General features: G+C 43.9%; 14 protein-coding genes. 10 read left to right on the top strand and 4 right to left on the bottom strand.

The window, feature by feature from the left end; translation table 11 throughout:
• The first annotated feature begins 68 nt into the window (after positions 1–68).
• Together ACFFGT_RS08505 and ACFFGT_RS08500 are read left to right on the top strand one after the other, a co-directional pair.
• On the top strand, positions 69–1211 hold the full coding sequence (locus ACFFGT_RS08505; protein ID WP_377022092.1) for an alkene reductase: 1143 nt from the start codon (positions 69–71) through the stop codon (positions 1209–1211).
• Between the two features lie 160 nt (positions 1212–1371).
• Positions 1372–2418, top strand: coding sequence for a LacI family DNA-binding transcriptional regulator (locus ACFFGT_RS08500; RefSeq protein WP_377022091.1), 1047 nt, complete (start codon positions 1372–1374; stop codon positions 2416–2418).
• Between the two features lie 183 nt (positions 2419–2601).
• Here the strand turns inward: ACFFGT_RS08500 and ACFFGT_RS08495 are convergent, their stop codons facing one another.
• From ACFFGT_RS08495 to ACFFGT_RS08485, 3 genes are all read right to left on the bottom strand, one after another.
• Entirely contained in the window at positions 2602–5451 is a 2850-nt protein-coding gene (locus ACFFGT_RS08495) for a glycosyl hydrolase 115 family protein (RefSeq protein ID WP_377022090.1), read from the bottom strand.
• Between the two features lie 281 nt (positions 5452–5732).
• Entirely contained in the window at positions 5733–7505 is a 1773-nt protein-coding gene (locus tag ACFFGT_RS08490; RefSeq protein WP_377022089.1) for a RagB/SusD family nutrient uptake outer membrane protein, read from the bottom strand.
• Positions 7506–7532: 27 nt separating this feature from the next.
• Positions 7533–10667 (bottom strand): SusC/RagA family TonB-linked outer membrane protein, encoded by a 3135-nt coding sequence (locus tag ACFFGT_RS08485; RefSeq protein WP_377022088.1) that lies wholly within the window; start codon positions 10665–10667, stop codon positions 7533–7535.
• Positions 10668–11489: 822 nt separating this feature from the next.
• Between ACFFGT_RS08485 and ACFFGT_RS08480 the strand changes: the two genes are divergently transcribed.
• The 8 genes from ACFFGT_RS08480 (at position 11490) to ACFFGT_RS08445 (ending at position 19702) form a co-directional block, all read left to right on the top strand.
• Positions 11490–11867: an HYC_CC_PP family protein gene (locus tag ACFFGT_RS08480; RefSeq protein WP_377022087.1), complete on the top strand. Its 378-nt coding sequence runs from the start codon at positions 11490–11492 to the stop codon at positions 11865–11867.
• Between the two features lie 133 nt (positions 11868–12000).
• Positions 12001–12423, top strand: coding sequence for a hypothetical protein (locus ACFFGT_RS08475; protein ID WP_377022086.1), 423 nt, complete (start codon positions 12001–12003; stop codon positions 12421–12423).
• Between the two features lie 50 nt (positions 12424–12473).
• On the top strand, positions 12474–12725 hold the full coding sequence (locus ACFFGT_RS08470; protein ID WP_377022085.1) for a heavy metal-binding domain-containing protein: 252 nt from the start codon (positions 12474–12476) through the stop codon (positions 12723–12725).
• Positions 12726–12775: 50 nt separating this feature from the next.
• Positions 12776–14050 carry an efflux RND transporter permease subunit gene (locus tag ACFFGT_RS08465; RefSeq protein WP_377022084.1) on the top strand — a complete coding sequence of 425 codons (1275 nt, stop codon included), beginning with the start codon at positions 12776–12778 and terminating at the stop codon, positions 14048–14050.
• The gene (locus tag ACFFGT_RS08460; protein ID WP_377022083.1) at positions 14047–15939 is read left to right on the top strand and encodes an efflux RND transporter permease subunit; all 1893 of its coding nucleotides are present in this window, start codon (positions 14047–14049) and stop codon (positions 15937–15939) included. The genes ACFFGT_RS08465 and ACFFGT_RS08460 overlap by 4 nt, the downstream gene beginning before the upstream one ends.
• A gap of 4 nt (positions 15940–15943) precedes the next feature.
• Entirely contained in the window at positions 15944–17206 is a 1263-nt protein-coding gene (locus ACFFGT_RS08455) for a TolC family protein (protein ID WP_377022082.1), read from the top strand.
• On the top strand, positions 17203–18459 hold the full coding sequence (locus ACFFGT_RS08450) for a heavy metal-binding domain-containing protein (protein WP_377022081.1): 1257 nt from the start codon (positions 17203–17205) through the stop codon (positions 18457–18459). The genes ACFFGT_RS08455 and ACFFGT_RS08450 overlap by 4 nt, the downstream gene beginning before the upstream one ends.
• Positions 18452–19702 carry an efflux RND transporter periplasmic adaptor subunit gene (locus ACFFGT_RS08445; protein WP_377022080.1) on the top strand — a complete coding sequence of 417 codons (1251 nt, stop codon included), beginning with the start codon at positions 18452–18454 and terminating at the stop codon, positions 19700–19702. The genes ACFFGT_RS08450 and ACFFGT_RS08445 overlap by 8 nt, the downstream gene beginning before the upstream one ends.
• A gap of 172 nt (positions 19703–19874) precedes the next feature.
• On the opposite strand, the gene ACFFGT_RS08440 is transcribed toward ACFFGT_RS08445, so the two are convergent.
• Entirely contained in the window at positions 19875–20930 is a 1056-nt protein-coding gene (locus tag ACFFGT_RS08440) for a HAMP domain-containing protein (protein WP_377022079.1), read from the bottom strand.
• Between the last annotated feature and the right edge of the window lie 34 nt (positions 20931–20964).

Below are 20964 nucleotides of genomic sequence, written 5' to 3'. Positions count from 1 at the left end.
GATTTATCAAATCAAACAGTAAAAGTTGTTTGAGCAATATTTTAAATAACGTAATTAATATCAATATAATGCAAACTGCAAACAACGCAGCAACAGCTGCAAATGAAACTAAGCTTTTTACCCCGGTTCAATTAGGACCATATAAACTTTCGCACCGCGTGGTTATGGCCCCGCTTACCCGCATGCGTACTTCTGATGATCGTTTTATTCCTAACGACCTGATGGTTGAATACTATACACAACGTGCCACCCAGGGCGGGTACATTGTTGCAGAAGGTACCGTGATTTCTGAAACCGGCCATGGTTACTATGGCGCGCCCGGTATTTATACCGATGAACAGGTAGAAGGCTGGAAAAAGGTAACTGCATCCGTACATGCTAAAGGCGGGATCATTTTTGATCAGTTATTTCACGTCGGCCGCCAATCGCACAAAAGCTTACAACCCGGCAATGCCGACCCGATAGGAGCTTCGGCAGTTAAAGTTGAGGATTTTGTTTATACCCCAACTGGCTGGTTACCTGCTGATATTGCCCGCGAAATGACAACTGACGAAGTTAAAGCCAGGGTAGAAGAATATCGCCAGGCGGCAATCAGGGCTAAAGAAGCTGGCTTTGACGGCGTGGAACTTCACGGTGCCAACGGCTACCTGGTCGACCAGTTTTTACAGGACGGCTCAAATAAACGTACCGATATCTACGGCGGTTCGATACAGAACAGGGTACGTTTTATGCTGGAAGTTGTTGAGGCTCTGGCATCCGTTTGGGGAGCCGATAGGGTAGGTGTACGTGTAGGCCCGAGCGGTACTTTTGCTTCCATGCATGACAGTGACCCTATTGCCCTGTTCAGTTATGCAGCGGAACAGCTGAACAAATTTGGTTTGGCTTATTTACACATTATTGAACCACGTATTAAAGGCGCTGTTGAGGTAGAGGAAGGCCTGGATCCTGTTGCTGCCCAGCATTTGCGTAAGATCTTTAAAGGAACCATCATTGCAGCAGGCGGCTTTGATTTTGAAAAAGGCAACTCCATTATTGAAAAAGGCACTGCCGACCTGGTTGCTTACGGAAGGCATTTCATTGCCAACCCCGACCTGGTTTACCGTTTTCAAAATAGCCTTGAGCTGAATGCTTACGACCGTGATACTTTTTACGGTGGTGATGCCCGTGGTTACAATGACTATCCGGTATACCAGGAAATGCTTAGCGCTTAATAAAAAATTAAAGGCTGCCCGAAATGGCAGCCTTTAATTTTAAACCCAACCCCGATCCATTTAAATAAATGTGATCTGCATGTGCAATCGATTGCTCATTTCGCTCTTAATCAGTATTAAATTTTTATATTTAAGCTCTGAAACTGATAAAAAATATCACATGCCTGAAGGTGAGAAAGAAATAACCATTTATGATATTGCGGCCAGGCTTAATGTTTCGGCCGCCACTGTGAGCAGGGGGCTTAAGGACCATCCACGGGTTAGCAAAGCCACCAAAAAGCTGATCATTAAAACAGCTGAAGAAATGGGTTACCGGTCCAATTCATTTGCAAGCAATCTTCGCAAAAAGCAAAGCAATGTTATTGGTGTGATAGTGCCGCGGCTTAACAGTAGTTTCATGGCCGATGTACTTGCAGGCATTGAAAAGGTAGTTAACAACAATAACTATAACCTGTTCATCAGTCAATCGCTTGAGAGTATGCAAAAAGAGGCAAGTAACGCCAGGGCGATGCTCAATAGCCGTGTTGACGGTTTGCTGGTTTCTGTGGCCTATGATACCGCCAACTTTGATCATTTTGAGCCATTCATCAAGCGGAACATCCCGGTTATATTTTTCGACCGGGTTTTTGATCATGAATCATGCCCGCAGATCTATATCGATAACTATAAAGCCGCTTACGATATTACCGGTCATCTTATCAAACAAGGCTGCAAAAGGATAGTCCATATCACAGGTAACCAATTGCGAAATGTTTATTCAGAGCGCTTTCGGGGCTATAAAAGGGCTCTGGAAGAAAATAACCGTGAGTTTGATAATGGCCTGGTAATTATAAATGACCTGAGCAGCAAAGCCGGTACCGAAGCAGCCGCTGAAATTTTAAAAATGTCGCCCTTGCCCGATGGTTTGTTCGTGGCCAATGATATCTGTGCCGTGAGTTGTATGCAGGCCCTCAAAAAAGAAGGGATCAATATACCAAACGATATAGCGGTTGCGGGATTTAATAATGATCCTACGTCATGCGTAATTGAACCCAACCTCACAACCGTAAATTATAAGGGTTATGAAATGGGCGAAGTTGCTGCCAAACTGATGATCAATCACCTCGTTGATAAATATGATCTGCAGGAAACCCACAGCCTGATATTAAGATCAGAATTAATAATCCGCGAATCGTCGCTCCGGAACGGGGATGGTAATGTTGATTGATTAGCGTATTTCGATTAACCTCAGAGGTAAAAAAGTACGGGATTGTGCGATTCCCCTCTTGAGAGGGGCGGAGGGGTGTGTTTCTGCTTTGATAAGCCAATCGCATAAACACACCCCTGCTAACGCTCTGTCCTCCGCGCCCCCTCTCAAGAGGGGAATTAAAAAACTTTTTTTTGTTAAAACTTAATTTTGTTCCGGTGGGCCTAAATAGCTCGGTTTCAGGCCACCTGCATCAACAACAATTTTCTGCAAAACAACACCAGGGTCAACCATCCAGTATTTTATGATGTGGATGCCGGGCTTGGTTATGTAATGTTTAGTTATAAGGATCCGTACATTGTCGCTTACCGCTTTTTGCCAGGCCTCGCTATCAACAGCAGTAGTGATGTTAACTTGCTGCGGCTGTTCATTATCTACAGAAATGGCATAAAACAAACCACCTTTATGCTTAAAATCAAGCGTTGGCGATACATAAGCCTGCAGCGCAATATGACCGGTGTCTGTTAGATTCACAGTATATTCCAGGTGTGGACTATTTGCTCCCGGCTCTGCCTTTTTAGCGGTTACCGGCCAGGGGGTAACCCCGGCCAATGTGCGTCCGTAGCCGGGTATAACCAACCATGACAAAGGCTTGGTTGCCACTGCTTTTTGGTAATGCGGGGCTTCAATGGCTATATAACCGTTATGTTCATTAAACACACCAGCGGTTTTGGCGGTATTGTTAACAGTTAGATCTATTGTTACTTTGCCATCAGGGCCGGAAACTATTACCGGCACATGTGAAATTTTAAGGGGGGCTTTACTCCAGTCAATGCTGATCCAGATCCTTTCCTGTTCTGCAACTTTACCTGCTTTGGGATGGATAATTACATAACCCGCAGGAGATTCAATTGAATAATCAAATGCAGTTTTACCCTTGTTGAAAATTTCAATATAATGCCCGCCGCTAATCCACGGATAAAACTCCGGAAGGCTTGCTGCTCCACCGGCCAAGGCGGCTTTTTCCGAACCTTCAACCGCTACACCCATCTGTGCTGCATCCGGCAGTGTAATTTCAGTTACCGCTGGCATTACATCAACCGGTGGCTGCTGCCAGTAGGTGTATCCAATATGCGTTTGATCCATCATATGGTTCCACTTACCGCCTGCCAGTTCCGTGTTATAGTAATGCGAGATCTCCTTATCTTTTTCAAACAACTGCTTAACCTTTAAAGCTGAGGTGTTGGCGGCAGCACGGCCCTGGGCAGCATACAGTTTGTTTTTGGCCGCCTCAAAATACATCTCATTTAAATTGGCACAGGCCTGTACGGGGTGCAAAACCAGTTCATAATAAGCATCTTTGTATTGAACAGGCAGTTTGCCGGCTAACTTTTCTGCATCTGCTTTTAACTGGTTATATTGCTGAACAACGGTTTCAAACTCGCGGTAATTGGTTAGGCTATAGGTGTTCTGATCCAACAGCTCGGGTTTTCGCCTGCCGTTAAATAGGGTATAGGCTGATAAAATACGGGCGATCTCTTTGGCGTAAGTTTCGCCGAACTGCTGCTTAGCCCATAATTCGGTATATTCCTGCAGGCGCTTTGCCGGCCATTTACCGGGGTTCCATGCATAATCCAGGAAAAAGCTGATCGGGAACTCCATCGGTTTCAGATCGCCAACATTAACAACCCATACCTGGCGCGCGCCGTATTCGTAAGCCAAATGCATTTGCTCCCAGGCTTTGGATATGGGGTTGGTATTTAACCATTTATAATTACGTGGACCGCCAACATAGTCAAAATGATAATAGATCCCGTAGCCTCCCTTACGCGGTTTTTCAGTAAGAGCGGGCAGTTTACGGATATTGCCCCAGTTATCATCGCACAGCAGCAATGTAATATCATCGGGTACACGCATGCCTTTATCGTAGTAATCCTGTACTTCTTTATATAAAGCCCACATTTGCGGGGTTTTATCGGCGGCTTTACCGGTAACCTCGCTCAGGATCTGGCGCTGGTCTTTTACAATGTTTTCGAGCAGGGCAATATTGCTGCCCTCGGTCATTGGCATATCGCCGTCGCCCCGCATCCCAACGGTAACAATGGTTTCTTTCGATCCCATATTTTCTATGCCTTTTTTCCAGAAGGCTTTTAATACCTCCTTGTTCTTGTCATAATTCCACTCGCCGCTGCCGTAGCGTTTCCATTCCTGCTGTGCCCTGTCCATAGGTTCATGGTGCGATGTGCCCATTACTATGCCATATTCATCGGCCAGTACCGGGTTCAGTTTATCATCATCATTAAAAGCATTGCCCCACATGGCAGGCCACAAATAATTTCCTTTGAGCCTTAATATCAGCTCGAACATTTTCTCATACATGAGGTGGTTCACCCCGCCAAATTTCTCCTTCGTCCATCCCGAAAACGCAGGGGCTTCGTCATTAATGAATATTCCCCTGTACTTCACTGCCGGTTCGCCATCGGTATAGCGGCCGGGCAAAATATAGAGGTTGCTTTGCGGCTTTACAGGTACATCGGCCCACCAATACCATGGCGAAACCCCTATCTGTGCCGATAGGTCATATACCCCGTAAATGGTGCCTCTTTTATCACTCCCTGCAATTATCAGCGCACGCTCAACACCGGGAAAGGGGCTTTGTACAACCTGCATGAGGTGGGCTTCCCATTTCCCGGCTATAGCGGTAACATCAATCTTTTTCTGTTTAACTAACTGGTCTATCTGCTCATTTTTGCCAAGTGTGCCTATTAGCACTATCTGTTTGCCCTTGCCTGGTCCTTCAGTTAAAAGTGGTGCAGCTTGTGTAACCGATTTAATATCATTGGTTAAACTCTTTATAGCTCTTTTTACTCCTGGAAATTCATCCGCGCTAACAAATATGGGGGCAGGCTTACCCGCTGCCGAAAGCGGGAAGGAGCCGGTTGCAGCCTTGTTAACTATATAACTTTTTTGGCCGGGTGCCTGTGCGTAATTTTTTACCGGCTCAATACATACCATTGTTATTGAAAATATAAATACGCTAAAAATCTTTTTCATGTTGGCTGTTTGATGGGTTTATTGAAATTTAACTACCTGCCAGTAAGCTTGCCTTTTGATAACGATGGAATTTGCCGGGCAAGGGCAACGCCATCAAAAGACAGAATAAATGCCATACAGGTAAAAAAAACAATAGTTTCAGATTGGCATTCATCGTATCAGGTTTTTATAGGATGACATATATCCTTTATTGCATAAATATAGCCGTGCTGCTCCATTAAATTACAAATGAGGTTATGTTATTGTGCATAACCCCATTTGTAAAGCATTTGCCCTTATTGTTAAAAACCCGGGTTTTGCGGAATTGGTGGGCCCTGGGTTACCAGGTTGATCTCGGTTTGAGGTATCGGCCTCAAGGTCATAAAATCCTGGATGTTTGGCGCCGCTTCAGCATTGTATAGTTTTACCCTGCGGATCAGCGATTGTGTACGGGTTAAGTCCCACCATCTTAATGATTCGCCGTAAAGTTCGCGGGTGCGCTCATCTAAAATAAAATCAAGGGTTACCTGTGCCGGGGTAATCTGCATATTGGCAACAGCATTAGCTGGCATACCAGTTGTGCGGTAGGCAGCGCGGGTCCTTAACACATTGATCATATTGGCGGCGGTAGTTAAATCATTCAGCTTATAGGCTGCTTCGGCGGCAATGAGATAAATTTCCGAAAACCTGAACAATACCACCGGGCGCGAAGAGGGATCGTTTACACTTGGCCTGTTGGGATCATCAAACTTTTTTAGTGCAGGGAAAAAGGTATTAGTAGATGCGTTGGCACCGGTGGTAGCAGCAGCTACGCTTGGCGGCAAAAATATCACCCCTTTAAATGAAGCCCTTTTATCGGCCCCGGGATCATAAGGCGGCATCCATATAGCGGTATCCGTACCTACAGTAAGCGACCCGCGTGGGGTAGTGATATTGGCAGTATTGGCTATCCAGGTTGTTTGGAAGGTGTTCCAGTAACGGTAATCATTGCTTCTGTCGGCAAAGGCCACGTTGTTCACGTAATCATAATTAGGACGCACACGGAAGAACGGCCTGCCATTGGCAATATCACGCGTCATTACGCCCGAGCCGCCTGATGCAGGATAGTTAGCATTTACCGTTGGATAGTTGGGCCTGAAGAAATAAGCCCAGCCATTGATTTTACCTCCCGATGCTCCCGGTGTAAAATCACCATATTTGGTATCAGTGCTATGCTCTATCGCAAACAGATCTTCTTTGTTGGTTGCATCATTGGCTGGCGCATAAGCATCAGCATAATTCTGGTACAGATCGACACCATAGGTTGCTTTAGTGCTGATAAGCGTTTGTGCGGTAGTCAGCGCACTTTGAAAATCGCCAGACTGAGCAGCGCTTGACCATCCCCTGGTTAAATAAGCTTTTGAAAGCAGGTACAGTGCACTGGCCTTGGTGGCCGCATGACCGGCAAAAGGCGATCCATTTTCGCCGGGTTTATTTTGCAGCTCGGCAGATGCTTCTGTCAAATCTTTAATAATTTGATTATAAACATCGGCCACGGGTGCACGCGAATCAGACAGGGTAGCGGTATTGATAAATGTAGTATGCAATGGCACCGAACCAAATGTTTGAACCAGGTGGAAATAATACAAGGCCCTCAGGAACTTGGCCTGGGCCAGGTAAGCCGTACGGGTAGGTGCATCTGGAAAAGCTGCTACACCGTATTGCAGTACCCCGTTAAGGGTATTGATATCCTGGTAAGCGATATTGAATACGCCGCCCAGTGCATTATAAACGTCCGAAACGTTATTTGTATAATTCTTGTACGTGGCAAAGGCAACCCCGCCGTTTGAGGCGCCGCCGCCGGCCAGGGTTTCGTCCACACCTAAATTGGTGTAGTATAAGAAACCTTCGGTTCCCCACAGGTTCCGTAAATCGGAGTAAACACCGGTAATACCGCCAACCACGCCGCCTGCCGATGCAAGCACATCGGGTGTAACGTTTGCTTTAGGGCTTTGATCCAATATTTTTTTGCAGCCCGATACACCTATAACCCCCAGGGTTGTAAGTACAACAGCTATTTTTTTATATGATTTCATATCGCTATCTATCTTATTTGTTTATGACTAAAACTTTGCGTTTACACCCAGTTGAAATGTGCGCGGCATTGGGTTATTTAAGCCTACTGTAACCGCACGGCCTAAGGCATCGGTTGAAAAACTTGATGCACCTGCCAATTGGTTACCGTAACCGTTACCTTCAGGATCGACAGCTAAGCCGCTTTTAACCAGTGGCGAGTAAATGATGAACGGATTGGTACAGGTTGCATAAACATGCAGCGACCGGATACCGGCTTTCTTTATCGATTCTCCCGAAAATGTATAACCTAAATTAATGCTGCGCATTTTAATGAATGAGCCGTCGCGGTATTGCAGGGTAGAGGCGTAGGTTGCACCGCTCAGGTTAGCATCAGGACGAGGGAAATCATTGCTTGGGTTGGTGGGGGTCCAATAGTTTACATTTAGCTGGTTTACACGGCCCTGGTTAAAGAAAGGATACCCTTGTGCGCCGGAGTCAGAACCAAGATAGGTAACAGCCACTTTCTGGCCCATCCGCGCAAATGTTACAAATGACAGGTCGAAACCTTTGTAGCTGAACCTGTTTGTTAAACCGGCAGTATAGTTAGGCTGGTAACTGCCAAGGATCTGAAGGTCGCTGGCGTTTATTTTGCCATCGTTGTTAACGTCCTGCACTTTTATCTGGCCCGGACGCTGCCCGTAAACAGCAGCTTGCGAGGCTTCGCTGGTTTGCCAGATGCCTATTTTCTTATAATCATAAATTACATTAAATGGCTGCCCCACAAACCAACCGTTGGTAATATCGGCCTGCAGGTTATCATGTAATGAAACTATAGAGTTGCGGGCAAAAGCTATATTGAAATCGGTGCTCCAGTTAAAACCGGCAGCATTCCTGATGTTGATGCTGCTTAAGGAAACCTCTAAGCCCTTGCCTTTTGAATTACCGGCGTTAACAGTGGTAGAGCCTGCACCATTACTTGGCGGTAGTGATTGCACCTGCAAAATATCAAATGTTTTTTGCTTGTAAACATCAATAGAACCGGTAAGGCGGTCATTAAACAAACCAAAATCCAGACCAAGGTTATAGTTGTTGGTATGCTCAAATTTCAACGAGCTTGAAAGGTTGGTTACCAGGTAACCGTTTTGCCCGTTTGAACCAAAATTATAGGCATTGCTGCTCAGGTTACCAAGAATCTGGTAAGGGCTCACATTCTGATCGGCAGTTACACCGTAACCGGCCCTTAATTTCAACGAGCTTACAAATTCAGCACCTTTCATAAAGTCTTCGCGGTCGATATTCCAACCTAAGGCAAATGCCGGGTAGGTATAATACCTGTGTTTAGAATCGAGCACTGATGAACCGTCTGTGCGTACAGTGGCAGTTAGCAGGTACCTGTCGTTAAAGGCATAGTTTACGCGGGCCATGTATGATATTAAACCACGATCTGAAAAAGTTGGCTGGTTGGTTGCCGAAAAGTTGATCTGGTTAGCCAGGAAAAGGTTGTAGCTCTGCAGGTAATCTGCAGGCATACCTACGCCATATACCTGCAGGCCCTGGCTATGGTCTTTTTCGGTGCTGTATAAACCGGTGAAAGTGATATGATGTTTTTGCGCAAATACCTTATCGTAGGTCAGGATGTTTTCAAGCAGCCAGGTGTAATTTTCGGAGTTGGCCACGCTTTCGTTGGTTTGCGTTGGCGATGTAGCCGTGTTGTATGCTGTATTTACAGGCAAATAGTTATTACCCTGGTTTTGGCCGTAAGTTAAGGCTGCATTAAAGCGGTATTTTAAACCATCAATGATCTTGATCTCGCCGTATAAAGTATTGAATGAGTATAGCTTCCTGTTGGTGTTTTGAATGTACTTGTTTTGGATAGTTAAAGGATTGACCCTATTTGGCTGATCCACAGAGCCGGTCATAGGCAGTAGGTTAATTGAGCCATCTGCGTTATATGGCGAAGTTAAGGGGCTTATGGTTACCGCGTTATATAAAGGAAATAAATTAGCTCCGTTGGTATGTGTTAATGTTTGAAAAGTAGTTAACCCAACCTTAATCCGGCTGCTTACAGTATGGTCAATAGCTGCCCTTAATGAACCGCGATCAAAATCCTGACCATATTGAATCCCTTTCTCCTTATGATATCCCGAGCTGATGGAAAACTGGGTAGTCTCATTACCGCCTGATATATTCAGCTGGTTATCGGTAGTAAAACCGTTTCTGAAAATGAATTTCTGCCAGTCGGTACTGGTACCTTTATCAATGCCTGCAAGCTCGGCCGTGGTAAAGGGATAGGCGGTTGTATTAGGTGATGTTGCACTTGAATTACCGGCAATTGATTCGCGTTTAAAGGCAGCATATTGCGGGCCGTTCATAAAATCATACTCTTTGGTAATATGGCTTATACCATAATAACCATCGTAACTTACAATGGCTTTGCCGGTTTTGCCCCGCTTGGTAGTAATAATAATTACACCGCCCGATGCTCTTGAACCATAAATAGCTGCTGCAGATGCATCTTTTAATACATCCACGCTTACAATATCGTCCTGGTTAATGTCATTAAGGCTGCCGCCGATGAACGGGATGCCGTCAACCACAAACAGCGGACCGTTCTGGTTATTGGCAGTTGAGTTTGACGTTGCAAATGAACGTTCGCCACGCAAGCGGATCTGGCCAACTGCGCCCGGCGTTGTGCTTACACTGGTAATATCCAAACCGGCAACACGGCCTTTAAGCTGGTCAACAACGTTAGGGGCAGGTACTTCCTGCAAATTTGCGGCACTTATGGAAGCCACGGAACCGGTAACGTCCTTTTTGCGCTGTGTGCCGTAACCCACCACAATAACATCATTAAGGCTGCGCGAATTGGTTGAAAGTTTTACAACGATGTTTTCGCTTGATGGATTAACGGGCACTTCCTGGTCGACATAACCAAGATAAGTTACGATGATAGCCGTTTCATTGGCGGGCACATTAATAGAAAACTTGCCGTTAGCATCGGTTGATGTTGCCGAACGGCCTGATTTTAATTTTACAGTTGCACCGATCAATGCTGAGCCCTTATCGTCGGTTACCTTGCCACTAAGCTTTTTGTCCTGTGCGTAAAGTGACATAGAGAGCGTGCTGATGCAGATCAGTAAAAGCAGCGTTCTCCAGTTAATAAAAAGTCGGTTTTTTTTCATAATTGGGTTTGATTAAAATTTTCACACTCTAAATGGATACAAGGGGTAGTGGGCGGTCCATCTGTGGATTGATGGAGATTGTTATGGCCACCGTGTAAAGCTTTCATATTGGTTTCATTGGTTTGCTGGTTAAAGATTGCAGCCGACGGATCGGCAGTATTGGTTAATTGGGTAACCGTAAAATTATTATAAAATACAATCGATTGCACAACCTAAATAAGATTTACGATAAATGATATAAAATTGATTTTTTGATTTGTATTTTATATTAAATTGATTTAATTATTATTTTTTTATATTGTAATTGCTTGTTTTTATTGAAATAATTTAAATTGTTATTTGTGTTTAAATTCTAAAAAATGACCATAAATTATCCTTTAATTATCAATTTAAGTATTTCGATTGCATAAATGCATTGGGCGACTGGAAAACAAGTATTTATAATAAGGGTATGATTAAATGCGGTGAAATGGGGGAGGATAGCAGGGTATATCACAAATTGATGCTGCTGTTGAACCCCACTGTTTGGAAAGCGCTTGTATTATCGGCGGTATTCAACATAGCGGTTAGCGAAAAGAGGCTGCAAAAGCAATTAAAACTATAATGCTTTTTGGCTATTCAATAAACCACAGAAACGCTCTGAATGCATTCCCGGCATCTTTATTGAGCTATTTCATATAAGAGCGTTACCGGTATAACACCGGGCAGGTTCAAAGCTTTAAAAAAATAGCAGAAAATGAATAGATAGCATTTTCCATAATTCCATAAAATTTTACCATAATTATATAAAAATGAATCGGGGAATTGCCTTAATTTAGCATCGTGAAAAAGATAGCAGTTATATTACTCGCCCTGATTTACTCAGTATCTGTTTATGGGGTTACCATAAACAAGTTTTACTGCTGTGGTAAATTAGCCGATGTATCCCTGTCTGCTGCTTCCTCATCCAAAATGGACAGCAAGGCTGGTAATAATGATTGCTGTAAAACCATTGAAACAAATATTAAAGTAAAGGACAATCATTTTTCGGCTAAAACCGATTTGACCTTTAAAAACTCATTTGCTTTAATTATACCAGTATTTTTCATTCCTGCTTCGCTGGAAAGAATTACTTTAAAAGAAGTATGCGCTTACAATAGCCAGGCCCCGCCTGTCCGGCGTAATCCGCTTTACATCCTCTACTCCAACTACAGAATTTAATACCCTCCGGTATTCTCTCCGCCATTTGCGTAATTGCCATCCCGGCCAATTAGGCTATTCTATTTATTAATATTTTCTATCCATCAATGTATTGCTGAGCAATTTCAGCAACCACATATTTATATTTTTTAAAATGAAAACTTTCAAATTTTCAATCATTTTGTTTGCCCTTATTTTATCAAAATCATTGGTGCAAGCCCGTAGTTTTAACACTCAATTTAGCCCATCAGCTCAGGATTCACTGGTCGCCTTAAAAAATCTCCGTATTTCCGATTATAAAGTCCTGGAAAGGGGCGCAATTATTATCTACGAACGCCAGCGCCCGGGCAACAAGCTCAATCTTTTTAAACCTATTGTTACCCATTATTTCAGTGTAAAAGGCTCTGATCAGGTTTACCTGCTTACCCTTGAAAATTTAAAAAAGATATACAGGAGCGGAAAGCATTTTGATGTTCTGGATGCCCGGTTTAGAACAGACAGCGACCTGTTGGTATACGATGCTATTCATCAACAGTACAGGATCAATTATTATCTGTCAACTGTAGATCCCGCCTGATTATAAAATGTGTAATTAATCATCAAATCATAAATAATAAGTTAAAACTCATGAAAAAAGCAATGTTAATGGCTGTTGCCATCCTGTTTTCAACCGCAACTGTTTTTGCAGCACATACCCCCAATGCATTATCCGACACCACCAAAACTAAAAAGGTTAAGCCCGCAAAGGTGCAGTATACCTGCCCCATGCACCCGGATGTGCTGAGTGATAAACCAGGCAAATGCCCAAAATGCGGCATGACCCTGGTTAAAAAAGAACCAGCTAAAAAGAAAACAGATTCTATGAAAATGAAAATGTAATTTATTTAAGCCCGGAGCATACATTCCGGGCTTATTAAAAACTTGTTACGATGATTAATCAACTTATCTCCCTGTCTTTAAAAAACAGGTATATTGTTTTACTTATCGCCGCTGCCCTTTTTGGATGGGGAGCCTACGCGATTAAGGAAAACCCCATTGATGCCATACCCGATCTCTCGGAAAACCAGGTGATCGTATTTACCGAATGGCAGGGCCGCAGTCCGCAGATCATGGAAGACCAGGTGACCTATCCGCTGGTAAGTAACCTGCAGGGGATCCCCAAAGTGAAAGCAATCCGGGCTACCTCTATGTTCGGAATGAGCTTTGTTTATATCGTTTTTGACGATAAAGCCGATGTGTACTGGGCCCGAAGCCGGGTACTGGAAAGATTGAACTACGCCCAGCGGCTATTACCGCAAGGGATCACCCCAACCTTAGGACCTGATGGTACAGGTGTTGGCCATATTTTATGGTATACACTGGATGCCAAAAGTATGGACCTGGGCGAGCAACGCGCCTTGCAGGACTGGTATGTAAAACTGGGATTGCAAACCGTACCTGGCGTAAGCGAAGTAGCCTCATTCGGCGGCTTTGAAAAACAATACCAGGTTAATATTGATCCGCATAAGCTTAATTACTATAATATCCCCTTGTCGCAGGTTTTAAAAGCAGTAAAAAGCAATAATAATGATGTAGGCGGCCGCAAATTTGAAATGAACGGAACCGGCTATATCGTTAGAGGCCTGGGTTATATCAAGACCTTATCGGATGTAGAAAACATTCCGGTCGGTGTGATCAATACCATACCGGTAAAGATTAAAGATATAGCTACCGTACAAATGGGCGGCGATGAGCGACTTGGTATTTTTGATCAGAATGGCAATGGCGAAGCCGTTGGTGGTATCGTGGTGATGCGCTACGGTGAGAATGCTGATAAGGTGATCCATGCGGTGAAAGACAAAATGGCCGACATTCAAAAAGGTTTGCCGCAAGGCGTAAAATTCAAGATCGCTTATGACCGGAGTGAACTCATCGAAAGCGCGGTAGGTTCTGTAAAACATACATTGATCGAAGAAATGATCACGGTATCCATTATTGTGATCCTGTTCCTCTTCAGCTGGCGCAGCGCCTTAAGCATTATCATACAGATCCCGATCACCATAGCAGCCAGCTTTATCCTGCTTAATGCCTTTGGTATCAGCTCTAACATCATGTCACTTACAGGTATTGCACTGGCTATCGGGGTAATCGTAGATAATGGCATTGTCATGGTAGAAAACTCGCACCGGAACCTATCCGTCGAACAACAAAAAGAAAGATCATGACCACAGCAGAACGAATAAAAATTATAGAAGCCTCCTGCAAGCAGGTGGGCCGTGGGGTGTTCTTTTCCACACTCATTATCGTGGCTTCATTCCTCCCGGTGTTTTTGCTGGAGGGGCAGGAAGGTAAATTGTTTGGCCCGCTGGCCTGGACAAAGACATTTATACTGGCTATAGATGCTATCCTGGCGGTAACACTGGCACCGGTGCTGATCTCTTTTTTCCTGAAAGGGAAATTGCGAACAGACGACCGAAACCCATTAACCAATACATTGGAAAAATTATACCGGCCAATCCTTAACTGGTGCGTTACCTGGCGTAAAACAACTATCGGGATCAACCTAATTGCTTTATTGATCAGTATACCCTTGCTGTTAAGTTTGGGCAGTGAATTTATGCCGCCTTTAGATGAAGGGACAATCCTGTTTATGCCGGTTACCCAGCCGGATGTATCCAATGCGCAAGCCAAGCAGCTTTTACAGGTACAGGATAAGATCATCAAAAGTGTTCCCGAAGTAAAAAATGTTTTGGGTAAAGCTGGTCGCGCCAATACCGCTACCGATAATTCGCCGATCAGTATGACAGAAACCATTATCCTGTTAAAACCAAAAAGCGAATGGCGCAAGGGGATCAAAAAGGAAGATATTATCAATGAACTGAATGCGAAACTACAAATACCCGGCGTGGTGAACGGCTGGACCCAACCCATCATCAACCGTATCAATATGCTTTCCACAGGCATCCGTACCGATGTAGGTTTGAAAGTATACGGACAGAACCTGGATACGATCTATTCCTTATCCGGCCAGATGAAACAGGCGTTACAAGGCATTAACGGGGTAAAGGATTTATACGTTGACCCGATTACCGGCGGCAAATACCTGGATATCCAGGTTAATAAAGAAGCTATAGGCAGATACGGCCTGAGCGTAGATGATGTGAACGAAGTGGTGGAAAGCGCACTGGGCGGTATGAACCTGACCACTACGGTAGAAGGCCGGCAGCGGTTCAGTGTGAACGCACGGTTGGCACAGGATTACCGCAATAATCTTGACGCAATCAAAAGAACGCTGGTACAAACCCCTAACAATGGCCCGATCCCTTTATCATCCGTTGCTGATATAAAAATTAGTGATGGCCCGGCTATGGTACAATCAGAAAATGCCTTGTTAAGGGGAACAGTGTTGTTCAATGTACGTGACCGGGATTTGGGCAGTACAGTTAAGGAAGCACAGGAGAGATTGAACACCATGGTTAAATCATTACCCAAAGGCTATTTTATTGAATGGAGCGGGCAGTATGAAAACCTGATCCGTGCTGAACATACCTTAAAACTGGTATTACCTATTGTACTGCTCATTATTTTTGCCTGTTTGTATTTTGCCTTTCATTCCATCCGCGAAGCATTTTTCAGCCTGATCTCTATTCCTTTTGCCTTGATTGGCGGCGCTTATATGGTGTATTTTTTTGGCGTGCATTTATCGGTTGCTGTAGCGGTTGGCTTTATCGCCCTGTTTGGGATTGCGGTAGAAACCGGTATTGTAATGGTTATTTACCTCAATGATGCCATGCAGCAGCTGATCGCCTTAAAAGGCAATTCCAAAGAAAACATTACGAAAGAAGATCTGCGGATTTATGTGATGAATGGCGCGGTGAAACGCTTACGGCCAAAGCTCATGACGGTTTGTGTCGCCCTGTTTGGCCTGGTGCCGGTGCTTTGGGCAACCGGGACAGGCAGTGACGTAATGCTGCCCATCGTATTGCCGATGATAGGCGGGGTTTTAACTTCTTCCACACATATTTTACTGGTTACCCCGCTCATCTTTTTGATGGTAAAGGAGTACGAATTAAAAAAATATGGCAAGCTGGAAGTATTAGAAGTAAAGGAGTAAAAACATGAAAACGAAATATCATATTATAGCTATGCTGATCACCTGTTTTGCATACCTATCTCAAAAAGCGCAGGCACAGCGCCTGCCATTGGATAGCGTTATAGCCCGTGTAGCCGGCAACCCGGCATTGCAGGCTTATGATGCAAAAGTTAGTGCGCAGGATGCCTACGCAACAGGGGCAAAAAGCCTGGATGCGCCGAAGATCAGCGCGGGCCAATACCAGGTACCTTATCAATTTAGCCCCAATGGTGGTTCATTCATGATCCAGGCCGAACAAATGTTTACCAATCCGGCAAAGCTGAAGGCCAAAGAAGATTACATGAAGGGGATCTCCAAAGTAACAGCCGAGGATAAGAACTATCTTAAGAATCAACTGATTGCACAGGCAAAGCAATATTATTATGAACGGGTAGTGCTGGAAAAAAAACTGGCGCTATTACAGCATACGCAAAGCCTGCTGGAGTATATGCTCAAAGATGCCAATATCCGGTTGACCTATGGCAAGGAAAAACTGAGTAATATTTACAAAGCCAAAGCAGATCTGTACGAGCTGGACAATACCCGTGATCAATTAAACAGCGAGATCAGCCAGCGGAATATCATGCTCAATACGCTGATGAACCGGGATAAGCAAACCGCTTTTACCGTGGATACCACCATTGTGTTAACTAATTATGAAACGGCGCTGACCGATACCGCGGCACTGGCCAATACCCGGAGCGACATCAAAAGCCTTAACCGGAATATTGAGTTGCAGCAATTAAATGCCAAGGTTGAATACAGCAAGCGCAAGCCCGACTTCGGAATTCAGACCGCACATATGCTCAGCTATGGCGGTTATGCTAACCAATATATCTTAATGGCATCTGTCACGATCCCTATCGTTCCCTGGGCCTCTAAAGAATATAAGGCTAACCTGAAAGGCATCCGCTATGAAGTACAGGAGTTACAGCAGAGAAAAATGGATGTGCTGAACCAGGCCGAAGGGCAACTGGCCGGAATAAGAACAGATATGCTGAGTAAGAAAAAGCAGATGAGCAATTATCAGCAGCATATTATTCCGGCCCTGCAGAATGGTTATAAAACGGCATTACTGGCCTATGATCAGAATACCGGCGATTTGCCATCTGTGTTAATTGTTATTAAGGACCTGCAAACATCCAGAATGAATGCCTTAGATCGTTTGCAGGAGCTTTTAACCTTACAGGTTGCCTATGAGCGGGAAAATGAAATCACAGCATTATCACCAAACAACCAGAACAAATGAAAAGTATTAAAATCATAACGATTGGCCTGATATCAGGCATGTTGTTTTTCGTTGCCTGTTCTGATCAGAAAAAGGAGCCGGCTAAGGCACAGGTTAAAACTGATGTAAAATATACCTGCCCAATGCACCCTCAGATCCTGGAAGATCATCCGGGCAGCTGTCCGGTTTGTGGCATGGCGCTTGTGAAAAAATCAGGCCAGGCCAGTGAAGGCTCCGGTATCAGCTTAAATACCGTTTTGCAACCGGTTAATTCTTCGGTACTGTCAACTGTTAATGCTATTGTGCCTGAGCAAAAGGAAATACCAACAACTATCCAGGCCCAGGGTTACCTTGATTTTGATACGCGGACTTTTAATAATATTGCTTCCCGTTTTTCGGGCCGCATTGAAAAGTTGTACATCAAATATGCTTTCCAGGAAATTCATAGGGGGCAGCGCATCTTTGATATCTATAGCCCGGATATGGTTACTGCCCAGCAAGATTTGATCTACCTGGCAAAAAACTCGGCACAAGAGGCTGGGTTAATCAATGCCGCAAGACAGAAATTGTTATTACTGGGCATGACCTCTGAACAGGTTAACCAGGTAATTAAAACCGGGAAGGCTTTTTACAGTTTGCCGGTCTATAGCGCTTACGAGGGGCACGTGCATGATACGCCCCATAGCCAGATGGCAGGCGCAGCACCGGTACAAGCGCCTTCCGGTTTTGCAAGTAACCTGCCGCTATCTGTAAAAGAGGGTATGTATGTTGAAAAAGGACAAACTTTGTTTAACGTAGTAGATCCACACAAACTTTGGGCAATTATAAAAATTGATCGCTCTGATTTAGCCGGATTGAAATTAAATCAGGCTGTTACGATCACGTTGCCGGACCTACCGGGTAAGACCATCACGGGCAAGGTTAATTTTATAGAGCCAACTTTACAGGAAGGTGATAAAACAACCAGCATCCGGGTTTATATCGATAATATGGATCACGGGCTGAAAGTGAACAGTATCATCAAGGCTACCATACAAAGTGGCAGTACAAATGGTTTATGGATCCCTCGATCTGCACTGGTTGATTTGGGACGAACCCGAATTGTATGGCTAAAAAACGGTGCATCATACGAGGCTCACCAGGTAAGCACAGGGGCTACAAACCGCAACGAAATACAAATTACAAAAGGTTTATCTGTAACGGATAGCCTGGCATCCAACGCACAATATTTAACAGACAGCGAAAGTTTTATTAAAACGCAAGGCCATGAATAAGAAATATTTTTTAAGATTAAACGCAGCCGGTTTCTTAGCTTTTGTTGTGCTGATCGCCATACTTTTTACAGCCTGCACCCAAAAACCGAAAACTACCGGTACTGCTGCTAAGGCAATGAATAAAGCTTATTATACCTGTTCTATGCATCCGCAGATCCACGAAGACCATCCGGGCAATTGCCCGATCTGCGGTATGAAACTGATCAAAGTAGAAATGACCGGTAATGATATGGATATGGTTGCGAGTAAGATCAGGCTGACAGCCACACAGATTCAACTGGCAGGTATACAAACCGATACGGTAAGGGAAGAAAATACCGGCAATGAAAAAACATTGACCGGAACAGTTACCACCGACGATAATAAATCGGAAGAGTTGAGTGCAAGACTGGCAGGCAGGATACAGCAATTGTTTGTCAGAACAACCGGCGAGAAAATATCGGTCGGCCAGCCGGTTTATTCGATCTACAGCGAAGATCTGCAGGAAGCCGAAAAGGAATATTTGCTGGCCAAACAGCAGCAAAAAGTGCTGCATAACCCCGATGTGGATTATCAGCAGCTCATCAGTGCTGCCGAAAATAAACTACAACTTTGGGGCCTTTCGCCTGCACAGATCAGGAGTATAGCGGCTTCCGGCAAAGTGTCTGCAACAACAACCATATTGAGTAAAGTTGGTGGAACAGTTAGCGAAATACTGGTACATGAAGGTGATTACGTTAGCGAAGGTATGCCTGTATTAAAAACACAAGCCTTAAACAGTTTATGGGTAGAAGCGCAATTGTATGCCAGTGAAACAAACAGCTATAAAGAAAATGACCGGGTAAGCGTTTCCTTTCCGGATTTGGGCGGACAGGTCATTAATGGCAAGGTTGAATTTATCAACCCGGAATTGTCCAATGCCTCAAAAATCAATTTGATCAGGATCAGTATACCCAACCCGCAAGGATTGATCCGCCCGGGGATGCTGGCCTACATTGCAATTGCCGGTGGTAACAACCATACTTTAGCGGTACCTGTTTCAGCTATTTTAACCGATGGAAAAGGTAGCCAGGTGTGGGTTAAAAACCCGGACGGTAGTTTTTCTGCCAGGATGATCAAACCGGGCAATGGTAATCAAAGTTATACGTCTGTTCTTTCGGGCTTAAATGCCGGGGATATTGTGGTAACTAAGGGGGCTTATTTGCTAAATAGCGAGGCTGTTTTTAAAAATGGAAGCGATAATATGGCCGGCATGAAAATGTAAGTATAATATTTATTACCAGTATTTAAGCAATTGTTTAAATACTGGTAATGCTTGTTGCTTAATTATGGCGATGGGCACCTGTAAACAGATTTTTGCTGATTCCGGACAAATCAGGAATTGCAAAGAAACCATTATGGAAAACCAACAAGGAATGATATACTACTGATTTGGCTTAGCTGTTTACTTTTTTTAAAAAGTGAATCTTTCCGGCAGAATAGCCCGCAACTTGTAATGAGTCAAGATCTGTTTTTAAATTGGGCACTACAACTTCGAGGCTCTTTTGTTGAAAATATGATCCATTGCTATGCTGGTTGATTTTTAAAGGGTCTTCAACATCATCATTCTCCAGGATTGTTTTTAGCAAAGGGTTGTTTTTGCTTAACTCCAAAACAGATTGACCGATAAGCGACTTTTCGCCAAGGTTTAGGATTCTCTTAGCTTCATGATTAATAAACAGGATTTCCTGTTTTTCATTGATTCCTAACACTGCGTTCTGTATTTCCTCAATCAATATTTTTATCCGCAATTCTGCTGCGATTATTTTAGTAAGATCGGCGTTTTCCTGATCGCCAAGGTTCTCAGCCATTGTATTAAATGCCTCGGCCAATTGGGTAAACTCATCACTTGCACTAAATTTAAGCCGGGTGCCATAATTTCTTTTACTAACCTGATCAAGACCGTCTGCCAGTTCGCGAAGCGGGTTCAGTATAAATCCGGGGAAATTAACAATTAATATAAAAAGGATAAAAAAGGTAATAAATACCATGGTCCCAAGATATAAGGTTGCTTTGTTTACTGTTAAATGAGTATATCCATTTTTAAACTCAATTGCACGCATGTTTAGCTCCTCGATCTTTTTCAACTGCAGGCGTGCAGTTCGTTCTGCCTGTTGCTTTTGATTTAAACCTGATGAGGGCTCAATGAGCAAAGTAAAGGCCTGTCGCAAACTGGAAGTTGCCGCTTTTTCACCCGGCTCTGTAATATTATTTTCCTGTTTCTGAAGTGCCTGATTAAATACGCCCGACGCGCCGGACGGTAATGGTAAATCATTTTCATCTAAAACAGAGCGCATTTCGCGGGTAAATGTTAATGTTTTATAATTGTTTTTCAGGGTAACATTTGAAGTTTCGGATATTACTTCAATATAGTAAACAGAGGTAGCACCAAAAATCAGCACAACGATAAACAAAAGGCCGAATCCCAAAAGAAGCTTTTTTTTGATTTTCATGACTGTAGAATGAGTTGAGTGAAAATGTATTATT

The sequence above is a fragment of the Mucilaginibacter angelicae genome (assembly GCF_042434235.1).
Lineage (GTDB): Bacteria > Bacteroidota > Bacteroidia > Sphingobacteriales > Sphingobacteriaceae > Mucilaginibacter > Mucilaginibacter angelicae.
The sequence above is the reverse complement of the archived record's forward strand: the minus strand, read 5'-3'. Positions and strand labels throughout refer to the sequence as shown.